The following is a 15,456-nucleotide window of genomic DNA, read 5'->3' on the forward strand; positions in this document are numbered from 1 at the left end:
GCCCCGCTTTTCCGCCTAGTCTAGTCACGCTCACGCTGAGAGCAAACGAAATGGGAGGACTTCATGCGTATCAAACTGGCATGCGCCACGCTTATGCTTGCCCTGGGCTCCGGTCCGGTCTTCGCGCAATCGGGGGAAATCACCATCTGGAGCTGGAACATCGCCGCTTCGTCGCTGAAGGCCACGGTTGCTGGTTTCAACAAACAGTTCCCAGACGTGAAGGTCACGGTCGAAGACCTCGGAAACCAGCAGACTTTCGACAAGACGCTTGCAGGATGTGCCGCCGGCGGCGCAGGACTCCCGGACATCCTTTCTATCGAGAACCACGAATCGGAAATCTTCTGGAGCCAGTTTCCCGATTGCTTCGTCGACCTGACGACACTGGGCTACATCGACGAGATTGCCGCGAAATTTCCCGACTTCAAGCGGACGGAACTCGAGGTCGACGGCAAGCGCTACGCGATGCCGTGGGATTCCGGCCCGGTCGCCATGTTCTACCGCCGCGACTACTATGAAAAGGCCGGCATCGACCCGGCAACGATCGAGACCTGGGACGACTTCATCGCCGCCGGCAAGAAAATCCAGGAAGCCAATCCCGGCGTGACCATGACCCAGGCCGACATAAACGGCGATGCGGAATTCTTCCGGATGATCGCCAACGAGCAGGGCTGCGGCTATTACAGCAACGACGCCCAGTCGATCACCGTCAATCAGCCGGGCTGCGTGACGGCCCTGGAAAAGGTGAAGGCGCTGAAAGATGCCGGCGAGTTGATAGCCGGAACCTGGGACGAGAAGATCCAGGCCAGCAAGGCCGGCACGGTGGCCACCCACATGTACGGCGGCTGGTATGAGGGAACCATCCGCTCGACAGCGCCGGATCTCGCCGGCAAATGGGGCGTGTATCTGATGCCGTCCGCCAGCGCCGACGGGCCGCGTGCCGCCAATCTCGGCGGCTCCTCGCTCGCCATCACTTCCGCCTCCGAGAACAAGGAAGCCGCCTGGGCGTACCTCAACTACACGCTGGGGACCAATGAGGGCCAGGTGACTATGCTGAAGGAGTTCGGCCTGGTGCCTTCGCTGCTCAGCGCGCTGGAAGACCCGTATGTGAAAGCGGAGCAGCCCTATTGGGGCGGCCAGAAGGTGTGGGTAGACATTCTGTCCACACTGCCCAAGGTCAAGCCCAGCCGCGGCACGCCGTTCTTCCAGGATGCCGACAAGATCATGGTCGCCACACAGCTCAAATACCTGAACGGCGAGTATGCTGACGCGAAGGCAGCGCTCGACGACGCGGCCAACCAGATCGCGGGCGCCACTGGCCTGCCGATCGCCGAATAGAAGCGACGGCGCGATCGGGCGGGCTGCCAGCCCGCCCGGCCATCCAACTGCATCTGGAACCCGACCATGCGGCTGCGCACGCGGACGGCCTATGCCTTCCTGACACCTTATCTGCTCGTTTTCCTGGCGTTTTGGATATGGCCGATCGTCAACTCCTTCTGGCTGTCCTTCCTGAACACCCGGTCCGCCAACTGGACGTTCAATCCCCGCATGACCTGGGGCCGACTGCTTGTCGATCCGGCTTTCGCCAACGCGCTCTGGAACACCCTGCTGATACTCGTGATCCAGGTGCCGGTCATGATCGCGCTGGCGACAGTGCTGGCCGTCCTTCTGGATTCGCCGATCCTGAAAGCGCGGGGCCTGTTCCGCTTCGCCTTCTTCGCGCCGGTGGTGGTCGGCGAGGTCGCCTATGCCGCGATGTTCCGCCTGCTGTTCAACGAGTTCGGCATCATCAACAAGATGATAGCAGCCGCCGGCCTTACCACCATTCCATGGCTTTCCGATCCGAATGCGGCAATGGCGGTGATCATCATCGCACTCACCTGGCGCTGGGCGGGTTACAACGCCATCATCATCCTCGCCGGGCTGCAATCAATACCGGAGGACGTTTACGAGGCCGCGACGCTCGACGGCGTCTCGAAGATTAGGCAATTCTTCTACATCACCCTGCCGCTGCTGAAGCCCGTCATCCTGCTCTGCGTGGTGATCTCGGTCATCGGCACGATGCAGCTCTTCTCCGAGCCGTTCCTGATCACCAACCGGGGCGGCCCCGGCCAGGCGACGGAGACGCTCGGCCTCTTCCTCTACCGGCAAGGCTTCGGCGCCTTCAATTTCGGCTACGCCTCGGCGATCGCCTACACCATCGCCGCGCTCGCCGTCGCCATCTCGCTCCTCAATCTCTGGCTTGGAAGGGAACGCGAATGAGAAGCAAATCCTCTGCCGAATTCAGGCGCAGGATCGCGCTACACGCGGCGCTCTTTCCGCTTGCGCTGATCTGGCTCTTCCCGCTGTGGATGATGTTCGTCTTCTCGACTATGCCGGAAAACGGCATCTTCAGCCGTGACATCGTGCTCACCCCGTCCGACCAGTTCTTCGGGAATTTCAATCTTCTGGAAAGCGACACCGGCTTTATCCGGGCGACCACGATCTCGATCCTGGTGGCCGCGGCCTACACTTTCCTGTCCGTCGCCCTGACCTCGATGGCGGGCTGGTCGCTCGCTTGTTACCGGTTTGCGGGCAAGGGCGTCGTGCTGGCGACCATCCTCGGCACGCTGACGCTGCCTTACTTCGTCGTCGTCATTCCGCAATTCATTATGGTGGCGCGCGACTTCGGGCTTCACAACACCTTGTTCGCGCTGATCGTGCCGCCGCTGTTCAATTCCCTCGGCGTCCTGTTCATGCGCCAGACCTTCTCGATGATGCCGCACGAGCTGTTCGACGCCGCCCGGGTCGAAGGCGTCAAGGAATGGCGCATCTTCCTTTTCATCGGCCTGCCGTTGGCGCGGCCGGCGCTCGCCGCGCTGTCGATCATCCTCTTCCTGCATAGCTGGAATAATTATCTGTGGCCGCTGCTGATCAACAGTAAGCCGGCGATGATGACTGCGCCGGTGGCACTCGGCAGCCTGATCGGACTGACCAAGGTTTCCTGGGGCGGCATCATGACCGGCGCGGTGATGCTGACTGCGCCGATGCTGGTCCTGTTCGTCGCTCTGCAGCGCCATTTCGTCGCCGGCATCTCGGCCGGCGCGGTCAAATAGGAGGGGCCGCGTGGCCGCCGTTTCACTCAACAACGTCGTCAAGAAATTCGGTACGCTGAGCGTCGTCCACGGCGCCAGTCTGGAGGTTGCCGACGGCGAGTTCGTTGTCTTCGTCGGCCCCTCGGGTTGCGGCAAGTCCACCCTTCTGCGCATGATCGCCGGGCTCGAGGATATTACGGACGGCGAGATCGTGATCGGCGGCAAGACCGTCAACGACGTCGAGCCGGCCGAACGCGGCATCGCCATGGTGTTCCAGTCCTACGCGCTCTATCCGCACATGACGGTCCAGCAGAACCTCTCCTTCGGGCTGCGCATGACCGGCAACGACAAGGCGGACACGGAACGCCGGGTCAGCCGCGCCGCCGATATCCTGCGCATTTCCGAACTCATGCACCGCCGGCCGCGTCAATTGTCCGGCGGCCAGCGCCAGCGCGTCGCCATCGGCCGCGCCATCGTGCGCAACCCGCAGGTTTTTCTCTTCGACGAGCCTCTCTCCAACCTCGATGCCGAATTGCGGGTGCAGATGCGGGTCGAGATCGCGCGCCTGCACAAGGAACTCGGCGTCACCATGATCTATGTGACGCATGACCAGACCGAGGCAATGACGCTGGCTGACAAGATCGTCGTGCTGCGCGCCGGCAACATCGAACAGGTGGGCAGGCCGCTGGATCTTTATGACAATCCCGATAACCAGTTTGTCGCCGGTTTCGTCGGCTCACCGAAGATGAACTTCCTTCCCGCCCATGTCGTCGAGCGCGACACAAGCGGCGTCACGGTTGAGTTCGTCGGAGAGAAGCGGACCCGCCTCACCCAGCCGCTTTCGGGGCCGGCGCCGGAACCGGGAAGCCGCGTCGTGGTCGGCGTGCGGCCTGAGCATTTCGGAGATGCCGGAAAGGGCAACGCCGACTTGCCCGTGAGTGTTGACATGGTCGAGCACCTGGGCGGCACGAGCTTCATCTACGCCAGCACGGCAGGGGACCACGAGCTTGTCATCCAGCGTGACGCGGACCGGGTCGCCGACGCCGGCGAGATCACCGTCTCGATACGCAAGTCCTACTTGTTCGACGAAAGCGGATTGCGGCTGCGCTGATCGAATCTTCATCCAGCACACAAGGCTCGATGGGCGCCATGCCCGGAGCCCTCAAGGAGAATGAAATGAGTTCCAATGCATCTGTCCGCTGGGGCATTCTCGGACCCGGCAACATCGCCAGAGCGTTTGCCGGCGGCGTCGCCCATTCGCGAACCGGCAGATTGGCGGCCATAGCCACCCGCGATCCACGTAGGCCCGGCCTTGCCGAGGCTTTTCCGGGCGCGCGCATCGTCGAGGGTTACGAGGCGCTGCTTGGCGATCCCGACATCGACGCCGTCTATATCGCGACGCCGCATCCTAGCCATGCCCAATGGGCGATCAGGGCCGCCGAAGCCGGCAAGCACGTGCTTTGCGAAAAGCCGATGGGGCTGACCGCCTTTGAGGCCGATGCGATGATCCATGCCGCGCGCAAGGCCAGCACTTTCCTCGGCGAAGCCTTCATGTACCGCCTTCATCCGCAGACATTGAAGCTGGTGGAACTGGTCAAGTCCGGCGTCATCGGCGATATCAGAATGATCAAGTCGAGCTTCGGCTTCGCCATGCCGGGTTTCATGCCCGAACACCGGCTCTATTCCAACGATCTCGCGGGCGGCGGCATTCTGGATGTCGGCGGCTATCCCGTCTCGATGGCGCGGCTGATCGCCGGCGCCGCCGCCGGGCAACCTTTCCTGGAGCCGGACAAGGTTCGCGGCGCAGCGCATCTCGGCAAGTCCGGCGTCGACGAATGGGCGTCCGCGGTGCTGCGTTTCCCGAACGGGATCGTCGCGGAAGTCTCCTGCAGCATCTCCCTGACCCAGGACAATGTGCTCCGGATCTTCGGCTCAACGGGCCGCATCGAAGTCGCTGATTTCTGGTACGCCGGCGGCAAGGAAGGCGGCACTGGAAAAATCAACATCATCCAGCCGGGTAACGGCAGCGAGGTCGTCGAGGTGGCCGAAAGCCGTTGGCTCTACGCCTTCGAAGTCGATGCCGCGGGCGAGGCCATCTTGGCCGGAAAGCAGGAATTCGCCTGGCCTGGCATGGGCTGGACCGACAGCATCGGCAATCTACGCGTACTCGACAAATGGCGCGCCGCCGTTCGCCTCGAATATGACGTCGAGAAGGCCGAACGGCGGGTCAACACGATCTCTGGGCGAAAGCTCGGCGCCAATGGAACCGCTATTCCCAAACGCCAAATCCCTGGCCTTGCCCGACCCGCATCGGTGCTGGCGCTCGGCTTCGAGGATTTCCGCACCTTTTCGTCGGGATCGATCCTGCTCGACGCCTTCTACGAGGCCGGCGGCAATCTCTTCGATACCGCCTTCGTCTATGGCGTGGGCAAGACCGAGGCGTTGCTGGGCGACTGGCTGAAGAACCGCGGCGTGCGCGAACAGTCCGTCGTCATCGGCAAAGGCGCGCATACGCCCGTCTGCTATCCCGACGTGATCGGCAAGCAGCTCACCCAGTCGCTCGACAGGCTGCGGACCGACTATGTCGACATCTACTTCATGCACCGCGACAATCCGGACGTGCCAGTCGGCGAATTCGTCGACGCAATGGATGCCGAGGTGAAGGCCGGCCGGATCCGCGGACCGTTCGGCGGCTCGAACTGGACGCGCGAGCGCATGGACGAGGCGATCGCCTATGCGGACCGGAACGGCAAGCAGCGGCCCGGCGCGCTCTCCAACAATTTCTCGCTCGCCGAGATGCTTGAGCCGATCTGGCCCGGCTGCATCACGTGCTCCAGCGACGAATGGAAGGCCTGGCTGACTGCCCGGCAGATGCCTAACTTTGCCTGGTCGAGCCAGGGCCGCGGCTTTTTCACCGAACGCGCCGGGCGCGACAAGCGCAAAAACGAGGAACTGGTGCGCGTCTGGTACTCCGAGAAGAACTTCGGCCGTCGCGACCGCGCGATCGAGCTGGCAGCCAGGCTGGGCAAGAGCCCGATTCATGTGGCGCTTGCATATGTACTGGCGCAGCCGTTCCCGTCCATCCCGCTCATAGGCCCGCGCACGCTCGGCGAAATGGACGACAGCCTTCAGGCGCTCGACATCGCGCTTTCGCCGGACGACCTCGCATGGCTGGATGGAGACTCACATCGGCGCAAATGACTCCGGAACGTGAGTTGCCTGTAGCGGAGCCTCGACCTGCGTTCGGCGGCAAAGATCAGACGAGCTGCCGAAACGCTGACGTTTCGTCCAAAGCTCAGCCTCCACGCCAGCTATATTGTGGCTGGTAGCCGAGGAGCCGCCTCGCCTTTTCGATCGAGAGCAGCGTCTCGTTGCCGCTTGCGCCTTGCGCCAGCGGCACGCCGGGATAGACCTCCGCCATCAGTTCCGCATTGGGCCGCGACATGACTGTGTCGGCGTTGGCGATGACGAAGATTTCCGCGCCCCTAATCGGCGCTTCGAGCGCCCTTCGGATAGCCTGCGAGGCGTCGCGTGCATCGATATAGCCCCAGAGGTTCCACTTCCTGAGAAGTGCGTCGGCGTCAAATGAAGGAAATCGCGCGTAATCTCCAGGCTCCATGACATTGGAAAAGCGCAGCCCGATGATCTTCAGCTCGGGATCCCAGCGGCAGAATTGCTTCGCCATTTCCTCGCCGAGCAGCTTGGAAAGCGAATAGGCGGTCTCGGGCCGGCCTGCGTAATCCTCGTCCACCGGGGCATAGGGCGGCGGGTTGTCGAATGGCAGACCGAGCACGGTTTCGCTCGACGCCCAGATGACATTGCGGATCTTGAGGCGTCGGGCGGCATCGAAGACGTTGTAAGTGCTGAGCGTGTTGACCTTGAAGGTTACGGCGTTCGGCTGTTTGCCGGGCGCCGGGATCGCTGCCAGATGCACGAGCGCTTCGATCTCGCCGAGCCGGTCGTCCACCCCCGCCAGAACTTCGAGTGCCTGGCCGAAATCGGTCAGGTCCGCCTGTACGAAGGGGCAATTTTCCCTGACGGGCGGCACGGTGTCCACGTTCAGAACCTCGTAGCCGTGGCTCAGCAGGTCCTCCACGCATGCTCGGCCGAGCTTACCGCTACCGCCTGTTACGACCACACGCGTCATTTGCCATCTCCTGCGTTTGAAACTGCCATCGGGTGTAGTGATAATGATTAAGGTTTATGGCCATTGTTGCGGCAGGCCCTGCAGGGTGCCTACCCCTCTTGCAGGCGCAAACCGAGATAGCGATCCAGAATGTCGGGATGGTCGAGAAGGTCCGACGACTGTGCGCAGTGGGCAATGATCCCACGCTCGATCATCACCGCCTCTTTTGTGAGCCTGAGCGCCACCTCGGCATGCTGCTCAATCAGGACAAGCGCAATTCCCTCCTCGGCCATCTGGCGGATCGCAACGGTGAGTTCCTCAATAATGATGGGCGCGAGCCCTTCCAGCGGTTCGTCCAACAATAGGACAGCGGGATTTGTCATCAGCGTGCGCGCGATCGTCAGCATCTGCTGTTCACCGCCGGAAAGCTGATTGCCCATATTGGCGCGCCGTTCCTTCAGCCGGGGGAAGAGCCCATATACTGCTTCGAGATTCCATCGACCGGGCCGCCCCGCCACCGTCAGGTTCTCTTCGACTGTAAGCGAAGGAAAGATTTCGCGCTCCTGCGGCACCCAGCCCAGGCCCATCAACGCGCGCTTGTTCGGCGGAACGTGCGAAATGTCCCTGCCCTTGAACAGGACCGAACCGCGCACCAGAGCGACGAAGCCCATGGCGGTCAGAAGCAGCGTCGTCTTGCCGACGCCGTTGCGGCCGAGTACGGCGAGGCTGCCATGCGCCGGCAGCGTGAAGGACACGCCGTCCAGCACGACGGCCTCGCCATAACCGGAGCGCACATGGCGGAATTCTAGCAGCGGCTCAGACATGTGCCGCCTTGCCGAGATAGACTTCGCGAACCCTCGGATCGCTGCGCACGATTGCGGGCTCGGCCTCGAGCAATACGCTGCCCGAAACCATAACGATGATGCGCGAGGCGAAGCTGAAGACGATGTCCATGTCGTGCTCGATGAAAAGCACCGAGATGTCATCCGGCAGCGCGGCGATGACGCTGAAGAGCGCCGCACTCTCGCCCTTCGGTACGCCCGCAGCGGGTTCGTCGAGGAGCAGCACCTTGGGTCTGGTGGCAAGCGCCAGCGCGATCTCCAGCAACCGCTGCTGGCCGTAAGGCAGCGCGCGTGTCGGCCGGGTCGCGACCTCGGCCAGCCGCAACTGGCGCAGGATCTCGAAGCCTTCGTCGATTGCCTCACGATGAGTGGTCAGGCTTTTCCAGAACTGCCCCGCCAGCCGCTCGCGTTCGCAGATCGCCAGCGTGACCGCCTCGATCGGCGCCAGGTCGGGAAAGAGCGTGTTGATCTGGAAAGTACGCGTCAGCCCGTGGCGCACCCTCGCCATCGTTGGAACGTGAGTGATGTCCTTGCCGTCAAGCAATATCCGCCCGGAATCGGCGCGCATCTCGCCGGTGATAAGGTTGATCAGCGTGGTCTTGCCGGCTCCGTTCGGGCCGATCAGCGCATGGCGCGCGCCGCGCGGCAGCTCGAACGTGACGTCACGCGCCACTTTGAGCGAGCCGAAGCTCTTGCACAGCGCTTCCGTGCGCAGAACGGGCTGCCGCGTCTCCATCAATCGCGCCTGCCCACGAGTTGCGCCAACCCGCCAAGTATACCTTTCGGCATGACCAGGACGACAACCATCAGCAGCAACCCGATCCAGAAATACCAATATTGCGGGTTCATACCGGCGAGTTGGTCGCGCGCAACCATGAAAATGATGGCGCCGATCACAGCACCGTAAAGACGCCCGGTGCCGCCGAGGATCAGCATCACCACCACATCGGCGGAGCGCTGGAAGCTCAGCGTGTCGAGCGATACGGTGTCGGTGGTCTGGGTGAGCAACGCCCCGGCGCAGCCGGCTATGGCGGCCGAGATCGTATAGATCTTCTGCAGGTGGCCGCGGTAGTCCGCACCGATCGCCGGCATGCGTCTCATGTTCTCGCGAATGCCGCGAAGCGAAAGACCGAAGGAGGAATGGACAATCCGTCGGCTGAGCACGAGCCCGAGGAATAGTGCGGCAAGTGCATAGCCATAGGCGGCGTAGCCCCACAGATCGAAGCGGAAGGTGCCGAGGATCGGCCAGGTGTCGACGCCCTGGAGACCATCCGTGCCGCCGGTCAGCCAACTCATCGAATTGGCCAGTTCGTAGGTCAGGAAGCAGAGGCCGAGCGTGATCATTATCAGCGCCAGATGCTGGACGCGCACGATGATGAAGCTCGCGATGTAACCGACCAGCCCGGCGAAGGCCCCGGCAAAAATGAGGCCCGTCAGCGGTTCGCCCCAGCCGGCCTTGCTGATCAGGCCGGCCGCGTAGGCGCCGAGCCCGAAAAACATTGCGTGGCCGAGCGTGATGATGCCGGCATAACCAAGCACCAGATCGACGGAGATTGCGAAAAGCGCGGTGATGGCGATCTGGCTGGCCAGCGGCAGATAGGTCTGGAACAGAAAGAACGGCAGCAGGGACGCGGCCCAAAAGGCTATCTCGAAAACCGACCAGCGGCTCTTGCGCCTCAGCCAGTCATGCGGATCAGCGAGAGTGGACGCCTCGACCGTCATTGCGCAGCTACCGCCTCCCGAACAGGCCAAGCGGCCGCACGAACAGGATGCCCACCAGCAGCAGGTAGATCAGGAACGAGCCGATCTCCGGCACGAAATATTTGCCAGCCACGTCGCAGATTCCCAACAAGGCAGCGCCGAAGAATGACCCCGCTACCGAGCCGAGACCGCCGACGGATACCACGATCAGCACATAAACGAGATAATGGAATCCGAAGGACGGATCGAGACCTACGATCTCGATCGCCAGCGCCCCGCCGAGGCCGGCCAGCCCGCTGCCGAGCGCGAAGGTGACGGCGAATATCTTCTCGACGTCGAGGCCAAGCCCTTGGGCGACGCGCTGATTGTCGACCGCGGCGCGTATGCGAGCGCCGAGCCGGGTGCGTTCCAGCCCGAACACGAGAAGGGCTGTGACGGCCAGCGCCACGGCGATGATGAATATCCTGTAGGTTCCGAGCCGCAGCCCTGCTACTTCGACCGAGCCGCGCAGCCAGCCGGGAATCTGGATCACCTGCTGGACGGTGCCGAAGGCATAGGTCGCCATTGCAGTGGCGACGAAGACCACGCCGATGGTGAACAGCACCTGGTTGAGTTCGCCGGCCCTGTAGAGCCGGCGAAAAAGCGTCCGCTCGAGCAGGACGCTGATTGCCGCCGCCGCGACGAAGGCGGCCGGCAGGGCGGCAAGGAAGGGCAGGCCGAGCCCGCGCATGGCCGTCACGGCGACATAGCCGCCCAGCATTCCGAACGCACCGTGGGCAAGATTGATGAAGTTCATCAGCCCGAGCGTAACGGAGAGGCCTACGGACAGGACAAACAACAGCATCCCGAAGGCGAACCCGTCGAAGAGAACGATGGCAAGCTGGCTGATCACGATCCGTCCTTGGACCCGGTCGTGCTATTTCGCCCCGTGCAGCGGATCCTTCACGTTCGGGATTTCGTGGATGATGACGTTCTGGAGCTCCCCGTCAACCTCCTTTACCTCGCGGATGTAGACGGTCTGCACGACGTCGCGCGTCTCGGGGTCGATGGACATCGGCCCGCGTGGGCTGTCCCACGACATGCCCTTGGCAGCCTCGACCAGGGCGTCGCCACTGGTGTCGCCATTGGTCTTCTTCAGCGCCTCGTAGATGAGGTGCATGCCGTCATAACCGCCGATCGAGAACAGGTCGGGGCTGCGCCCGTTATTGGCCTCGCGATAGGCCTTCACATATTCGTTGTTCAGCGGATCGTCGCGCTCCAGCGTGTAGTGGAACGTCGTGATGATGCCCTTCGCCGTCTCGCCCATGCTTTCAAGCGCTTCGGGGTGCGTCAGCTCGCCCTGGCCGAAAAGCTTCACGTCGGGCGGCGTCAGACCGCGGTCGGCGAGCGCCTTGCCGAGGGCCGCCGGCTGCGCGCCGCCGGGAATGAACACGTAGACGGCTTCAGGATTGGCATCCTTCACGCGCTGGACGAAGGCCGAGAAATCCGGATTGGCGACCGGAGTCTTATCGGAGCCGATGATCTTGCCGCCGGCCTCGGTGAAGCCCTTCGAGAAGGAGCTTTCGGCGTCATGGCCAGGCCCGTAGTCGGAGACTAGCGTGTAGGCTTCCTTGATGCCCCCCTCCTCCGCAGCCCATTTGCCGAAGACATAGTTGACCTGCGGGATCGTTACCGATGTGCGGACGATATAGGGTGACTTCTCGGTGACGACCGACGTGGCGGCGTTCATCACCACCATCAGTTTCTGCGCCTCGGCGGAAACGTCTGCCGCGCCGAGCGCTTCCGGCGTCAAGGCAAAACCGGCCAGAATATCGACTTGGTCGCGCACCACCAGCTCCTGGGCGACGCGCTTGGCGACGTCAGGCGCCGGGCCGCCGGTATCCTTGCGGACGATCTCGATCTTCTTGCCGGCGACTTCGTCGCCATTCTGCTGCATATAGAGCTTGATGCCGGCTTCGAGCTGGTTCGCGGCGTCGGCGAACGGACCAGAATAAGGCAGGATGACGCCGATCTTGACGGTCTCCTGCGCGAATGCTCCCGAGGACAAGCTCAGGCCGAGCCCTAGGGCCACTGCGGCTGCTGTTCTTATCGACATGCCAAAATCCTCCCTTACTTCGCGAGCCGTGAGCGTTTCATGGCTGCCAGCTGAATGTATACAGGTGTTACCTCATAAGCCAAGAGGCGCAGGCAGGGGGACCGTCATCACCTTGCGCCGGCAAGAGCCGCCCTGCGTCCATTGGGCCGGAGCGCAACAGCTCGGCCTCGGGGAACGCGAAAAAGAGCGTTTTGTGCCTGACAACCATGGAGCGTACCCTCTTTCGCGGCCCAACACCGCTTTGCTTCGGCTGGTGGCAATCACGGCCATGTCGCCCATATCTGATAGGAATCGGCGACAGGCCTTTGCGAGTAAGGCGTCGACCGGCGGGACGCTGTTGACACTCTGGAGGCGGCAGAACAGTATACAGACTGTATTCATTGAGCGGCCAGTCTCATAAATGACAATCTGGAGCGTCGAGAAAAATGAGCCAGGTAGCGGAGTTTGCTTCGGCATCGGAAACCGACAAGGGCCAGTCGCGGACCGTAAAGGTCCTGCTCATCATTCGCGAACTGATCCTTGAGGGCGTGCTCCCGCCAGGGAAACGCATCTCCGAGCTTTCGGTCGCGGAGCGAACCGGGATTTCCCGCACCCCGATACGCGCTGCGCTGCAGCGGCTCGAAGAGGAAGGTCTCGTGGAAACCATTCCTTCCGGTGGTTTTGCGGTGAAATCCTTCTCGCAACAGGATGTATTCGATTCCATCGAGATCCGCGGAACGCTGGAGGGCCTGGCCGCGCGACTTGCGGCGGAGCGCGGCTCGATGGCGCGACTTGGGCCGCTCAATGCCTGCCTGCAGGAGCTCGACGAGGTGGTCGAATCCGCCATTGCCACCGAGGAAGGGTTTTCCCGCTACGTGGCCGCAAACGCACGCCTTCACGCGCTCATCGTCGATATGGCTGAGAGCCCGACGCTGGAACGGCAGATCGAAAGGGCGGTTTCGCTGCCGTTCGCCTCTCCCAGCGGCTTCGTCATGGCCCAGGCGTTGATGCCGGAATCGCACAGGGTCCTTTTTGTCGCCCAGGACCAGCATCGCTGCGTGGTCGAGGCCATAACCAACCGCGAGGGCGCTCGGGCCGAAGCGATCATGCAGGAACACGCTCGGCTCGCCGGCCGGAACCTGAGGCTTGCGCTGCGCCACGAGAAGGCGCTCGAACGCGTGCCTGGCGGCGCTCTCATCCGCAAGGTCAGGTAGCAATGAGCTGGTCGCCCGCCCGCGCTGATGCGAACCGAACTGCCCGTATTCCGGACCGTGAAGCGCTGGCGCAGTTGCTGCGGAGCTATTCAGTCGAAGTCACGGCGCGCGACGCCGACGCAGTGGCGCATAGCTTGCCGCCGGGCGCGGAGGTTTTCATCGCCAATCTGCCGAAGGATAGCCATAATATGCTGGTGACCGCCGCCGCCCGATTGCGCCGGGCGAGACTGGTCCCCGTCCCTCATATCGTCGCACGCAAGATTCGCGACCGCCGGGAATTCGACGATCTCATCGGACAATTGGCTGGCGAAGCGGGAGTGGACAGGGTGCTGGCGATCGGCGGCGACCGCGACCGGCCCGCCGGCGCATTCGACGCAAGCCTGCAATTGATCCGGACCGGATCGTTTGAGCGGCATGGCGTCCGGCAGATCGCGATCGCCTGCTATCCCGAAGGGCATCCGCGCATTGCAAGCCAGGCGCTGCAGGAAGCTTTGGCGGCAAAGCTCGCCGCCATCGCCGAACGAGGCCTTGCAGCGCGCCTTGTGAGCCAGTTCGCTTTCAGCCCGGAACCGGTGCTGGACTTCGCGCGCAAGCTTCGTTCAGCGGGCATTTCGGCGCCCTTGCGGGTGGGCGTGGCCGGCCCTGCCCCGCGCGCCAAACTGGTGAAATACGCCATGCGCTGCGGCGTCGGCGCTTCCTTGCGCGCCTTTACCGAGCGCAGGCACTTGGTCGGCAGCCTTTTCGGCGCCGAAAGGCCCGAAAAATTGCTGACGGCAATCGCCCTTGCCCATGGCGAAGATCCGTCGCTTCGCATTGAAGGCGTCCACTTCTTCACATTCGGCGCGCCGGAAAAATCCGTCGAATGGGCGCAGGAACGAGCTAATGACCGCGAAGGCTTTGCTGCGGCGAAATATTGAAACATCAGGGAGGCCTTGAGCCATGACGAAGAAGAATCTTGAGCAACTGCTGCGCGAAACAGACAACACCGTCGACATGCTCCGCAATTCCCAGATCGGGGCCTACATCTATCCGGTGGTTCCCAACGAGTTCACCAGCTGGCGTGACGAGCAGTGGGCCTGGCGCAACACCGCAGTGCTCTTCGATCAAACACATCACATGGCCGAGTTGATGATCGAAGGGCCGGACGCTCTGAAGCTCGTCTCGCATCTCGGCATCAACAGCTTCGCCAATTTCCCGGTGAACCGCGCCAAGCAGTTCGTGCCGACGAGCTACAGCGGTCACGTCATCGGCGACGTCATCCTGTTCCATCTCGCCCAGAACCAGCTGCTGATCGTCGGCCGCGTGCCGACCATCAACTGGGTCGAGTTCCACGGCAAGACCGGCGGCTACAATGTCCAGATGGAGCGGGACGACCGTTCGCCTGCGCGGCCCGGACCGAAAGCCGTGTTCCGCAAGCGCTACCGCTATCAGGTGCAGGGGCCGAACGCCTGGAAGATCCTGGAGAAGGTGAACGGCGGTCCGATTCCGGACGTCAAGTTCTTCACAATGGATGCGATCAACATCGGAGGCCGCAAGGTGCGCTGCCTGCGCCACGGCATGTCCGGTGCGCCCGGGCTCGAAGTCTGGGGTCCGTATGAGGAGGCGGAAGAAATCCGAGATACGATTTTCGAAGCGGGCAAGGAGTTCGGGATGCGGCTGTGCGGCTCGCGCGCCTACGCCACCAACACGTTGGAATCGGGCTGGATCCCCTCGCCTCTGCCGGCCGTCTACACCGACGAGCGGATGAAATCCTATCGCGAATACCTGCCCGCCGAGGGCTATGAAGGAGGCGGCTCGATCGGCGGCAGCTTCGCCTCGAAGAACATCGAGGACTACTATGTCACGCCTTACGACCTTGGCTATGGCCCATTCGTCAAGTTCGACCACGACTTCATCGGGCGGGAGGCGCTCGAAAAAATGGCCGGCAAGCCGCACCGCAAGAAGGTCACTTTCGCGTGGAACGCAGACGACGTGGCGAAGGTGTTCCGCTCGTTTTTCGAGCCGGGCATCGAGAACTACAAATATATCGATGTGCCGAACGCCAATTACGCGTCCGCCAATTACGACATGATCCTGAACGGCAGCAAGATGGTCGGTTTCTCGATGTTTGCCGGCTATTCCTACAACGAGCGTTCATACCTGTCGCTTGGCATCGTCGATCCCGATATCCAGATCGGCGATGTGCTGACGCTCGTCTGGGGCGAGGAAAACGGCGGCACGAAGAAGACGACGGTCGAGCCGCACAAGCAGACGGAAATCCGGGTGAAGGTCTCGCCGGCCCCCTACTCGCGCGAAGTGCGCGAGAATTATGCCGACAGCTGGCGCAAGCACCAGGCGGTTTAGCGTCATCGAGGCGCGTCCTCGGACGCGCCGTGTCGTCGCCGGCGGACTAATGTATACAGAAGTTTGCGCTCGGAAGGCGTCTATG

General features: G+C 62.6%; 14 protein-coding genes. 8 read left to right on the forward strand and 6 right to left on the reverse strand.

Features of this window, described 5'->3' with window-relative positions; all coding sequences use genetic code 11:
* The first annotated feature begins 63 nt into the window (after positions 1 to 63).
* The 5 genes from ABVK50_RS16480 to ABVK50_RS16500 all read left to right on the forward strand — a co-directional run bounded on the left by ABVK50_RS16480 (position 64) and on the right by ABVK50_RS16500 (position 6,272).
* Entirely contained in the window at positions 64 to 1,335 is a 1,272-nt protein-coding gene (locus ABVK50_RS16480) for an ABC transporter substrate-binding protein (RefSeq protein ID WP_353645556.1), read from the forward strand.
* Positions 1,336 to 1,401: 66 nt separating this feature from the next.
* Positions 1,402 to 2,259: a sugar ABC transporter permease gene (locus ABVK50_RS16485; protein WP_353645555.1), complete on the forward strand. Its 858-nt coding sequence runs from the start codon at positions 1,402 to 1,404 to the stop codon at positions 2,257 to 2,259.
* Entirely contained in the window at positions 2,256 to 3,092 is an 837-nt protein-coding gene (locus ABVK50_RS16490; RefSeq protein WP_353645554.1) for a carbohydrate ABC transporter permease, read from the forward strand. The genes ABVK50_RS16485 and ABVK50_RS16490 overlap by 4 nt, the downstream gene beginning before the upstream one ends.
* A 10-nt stretch (positions 3,093 to 3,102) precedes the next feature.
* Positions 3,103 to 4,182, forward strand: a complete 1,080-nt coding sequence (ugpC, locus tag ABVK50_RS16495) for a sn-glycerol-3-phosphate ABC transporter ATP-binding protein UgpC (protein ID WP_353645552.1) — start codon at positions 3,103 to 3,105, stop codon at positions 4,180 to 4,182.
* A 65-nt stretch (positions 4,183 to 4,247) separates the two neighbouring features.
* The gene (locus tag ABVK50_RS16500; protein WP_353645551.1) at positions 4,248 to 6,272 is read left to right on the forward strand and encodes an aldo/keto reductase; all 2,025 of its coding nucleotides are present in this window, start codon (positions 4,248 to 4,250) and stop codon (positions 6,270 to 6,272) included.
* 94 nt (positions 6,273 to 6,366) lie between these two features.
* Here ABVK50_RS16500 and ABVK50_RS16505 read toward each other — a convergent pair whose 3' ends face one another.
* From ABVK50_RS16505 to ABVK50_RS16530, 6 genes are all read right to left on the reverse strand, one after another.
* The gene (locus ABVK50_RS16505; RefSeq protein ID WP_353645550.1) at positions 6,367 to 7,218 is read right to left on the reverse strand and encodes an NAD(P)-dependent oxidoreductase; all 852 of its coding nucleotides are present in this window, start codon (positions 7,216 to 7,218) and stop codon (positions 6,367 to 6,369) included.
* A gap of 89 nt (positions 7,219 to 7,307) precedes the next feature.
* Positions 7,308 to 8,021 carry an ABC transporter ATP-binding protein gene (locus ABVK50_RS16510; protein ID WP_353645549.1) on the reverse strand — a complete coding sequence of 238 codons (714 nt, stop codon included), beginning with the start codon at positions 8,019 to 8,021 and terminating at the stop codon, positions 7,308 to 7,310.
* On the reverse strand, positions 8,014 to 8,775 hold the full coding sequence (locus ABVK50_RS16515; protein ID WP_353645548.1) for an ABC transporter ATP-binding protein: 762 nt from the start codon (positions 8,773 to 8,775) through the stop codon (positions 8,014 to 8,016). The genes ABVK50_RS16510 and ABVK50_RS16515 overlap by 8 nt, the downstream gene beginning before the upstream one ends.
* Positions 8,775 to 9,761, reverse strand: coding sequence for a branched-chain amino acid ABC transporter permease (locus ABVK50_RS16520; RefSeq protein ID WP_353645547.1), 987 nt, complete (start codon positions 9,759 to 9,761; stop codon positions 8,775 to 8,777). The genes ABVK50_RS16515 and ABVK50_RS16520 overlap by 1 nt, the downstream gene beginning before the upstream one ends.
* 7 nt (positions 9,762 to 9,768) lie before the next feature.
* Positions 9,769 to 10,632, reverse strand: a complete 864-nt coding sequence (locus ABVK50_RS16525) for a branched-chain amino acid ABC transporter permease (RefSeq protein WP_353645546.1) — start codon at positions 10,630 to 10,632, stop codon at positions 9,769 to 9,771.
* Between the two features lie 24 nt (positions 10,633 to 10,656).
* Positions 10,657 to 11,835: an ABC transporter substrate-binding protein gene (locus tag ABVK50_RS16530; protein WP_353645545.1), complete on the reverse strand. Its 1,179-nt coding sequence runs from the start codon at positions 11,833 to 11,835 to the stop codon at positions 10,657 to 10,659.
* Positions 11,836 to 12,260: 425 nt separating this feature from the next.
* Between ABVK50_RS16530 and ABVK50_RS16535 the strand changes: the two genes are divergently transcribed.
* Genes ABVK50_RS16535 through ABVK50_RS16545 form a run of 3 tightly spaced genes read left to right on the forward strand, consistent with a single transcriptional unit; the run spans position 12,261 to position 15,371 of the window.
* Complete coding sequence (locus ABVK50_RS16535; RefSeq protein WP_353645544.1) at positions 12,261 to 13,028, forward strand: GntR family transcriptional regulator; 768 nt, start codon at positions 12,261 to 12,263, stop codon at positions 13,026 to 13,028.
* 2 nt (positions 13,029 to 13,030) lie between these two features.
* The gene (locus ABVK50_RS16540) at positions 13,031 to 13,945 is read left to right on the forward strand and encodes a methylenetetrahydrofolate reductase (RefSeq protein ID WP_353645543.1); all 915 of its coding nucleotides are present in this window, start codon (positions 13,031 to 13,033) and stop codon (positions 13,943 to 13,945) included.
* 22 nt (positions 13,946 to 13,967) lie between these two features.
* Entirely contained in the window at positions 13,968 to 15,371 is a 1,404-nt protein-coding gene (locus tag ABVK50_RS16545) for an aminomethyltransferase family protein (RefSeq protein WP_353645542.1), read from the forward strand.
* Positions 15,372 to 15,456: the final 85 nt, after the last annotated feature.

Origin of the sequence: Mesorhizobium sp. WSM2240 (assembly GCF_040438645.1) — a bacterium.
Classification (GTDB): Bacteria; Pseudomonadota; Alphaproteobacteria; order Rhizobiales; family Rhizobiaceae; genus Allomesorhizobium.

What these genes read in the sequence shown, in the direction of transcription:
- ABVK50_RS16480 (WP_353645556.1), top strand. Translation starts at nt 64, where the DNA reads ATGCGTATCAAACTGGCATGCGCCACGCTTATGCTTGCCCTGGGCTCC.
- ABVK50_RS16485 (WP_353645555.1), top strand. Translation starts at nt 1,402, where the DNA reads ATGCGGCTGCGCACGCGGACGGCCTATGCCTTCCTGACACCTTATCTG.
- ABVK50_RS16490 (WP_353645554.1), top strand. Translation starts at nt 2,256, where the DNA reads ATGAGAAGCAAATCCTCTGCCGAATTCAGGCGCAGGATCGCGCTACAC.
- ABVK50_RS16500 (WP_353645551.1), top strand. Translation starts at nt 4,248, where the DNA reads ATGAGTTCCAATGCATCTGTCCGCTGGGGCATTCTCGGACCCGGCAAC.
- ABVK50_RS16505 (WP_353645550.1), bottom strand. Translation starts at nt 7,218, where the DNA reads ATGACGCGTGTGGTCGTAACAGGCGGTAGCGGTAAGCTCGGCCGAGCA.
- ABVK50_RS16510 (WP_353645549.1), bottom strand. Translation starts at nt 8,021, where the DNA reads ATGTCTGAGCCGCTGCTAGAATTCCGCCATGTGCGCTCCGGTTATGGC.
- ABVK50_RS16515 (WP_353645548.1), bottom strand. Translation starts at nt 8,775, where the DNA reads ATGGAGACGCGGCAGCCCGTTCTGCGCACGGAAGCGCTGTGCAAGAGC.
- ABVK50_RS16520 (WP_353645547.1), bottom strand. Translation starts at nt 9,761, where the DNA reads ATGACGGTCGAGGCGTCCACTCTCGCTGATCCGCATGACTGGCTGAGG.
- ABVK50_RS16530 (WP_353645545.1), bottom strand. Translation starts at nt 11,835, where the DNA reads ATGTCGATAAGAACAGCAGCCGCAGTGGCCCTAGGGCTCGGCCTGAGC.
- ABVK50_RS16535 (WP_353645544.1), top strand. Translation starts at nt 12,261, where the DNA reads ATGAGCCAGGTAGCGGAGTTTGCTTCGGCATCGGAAACCGACAAGGGC.
- ABVK50_RS16540 (WP_353645543.1), top strand. Translation starts at nt 13,031, where the DNA reads ATGAGCTGGTCGCCCGCCCGCGCTGATGCGAACCGAACTGCCCGTATT.
- ABVK50_RS16545 (WP_353645542.1), top strand. Translation starts at nt 13,968, where the DNA reads ATGACGAAGAAGAATCTTGAGCAACTGCTGCGCGAAACAGACAACACC.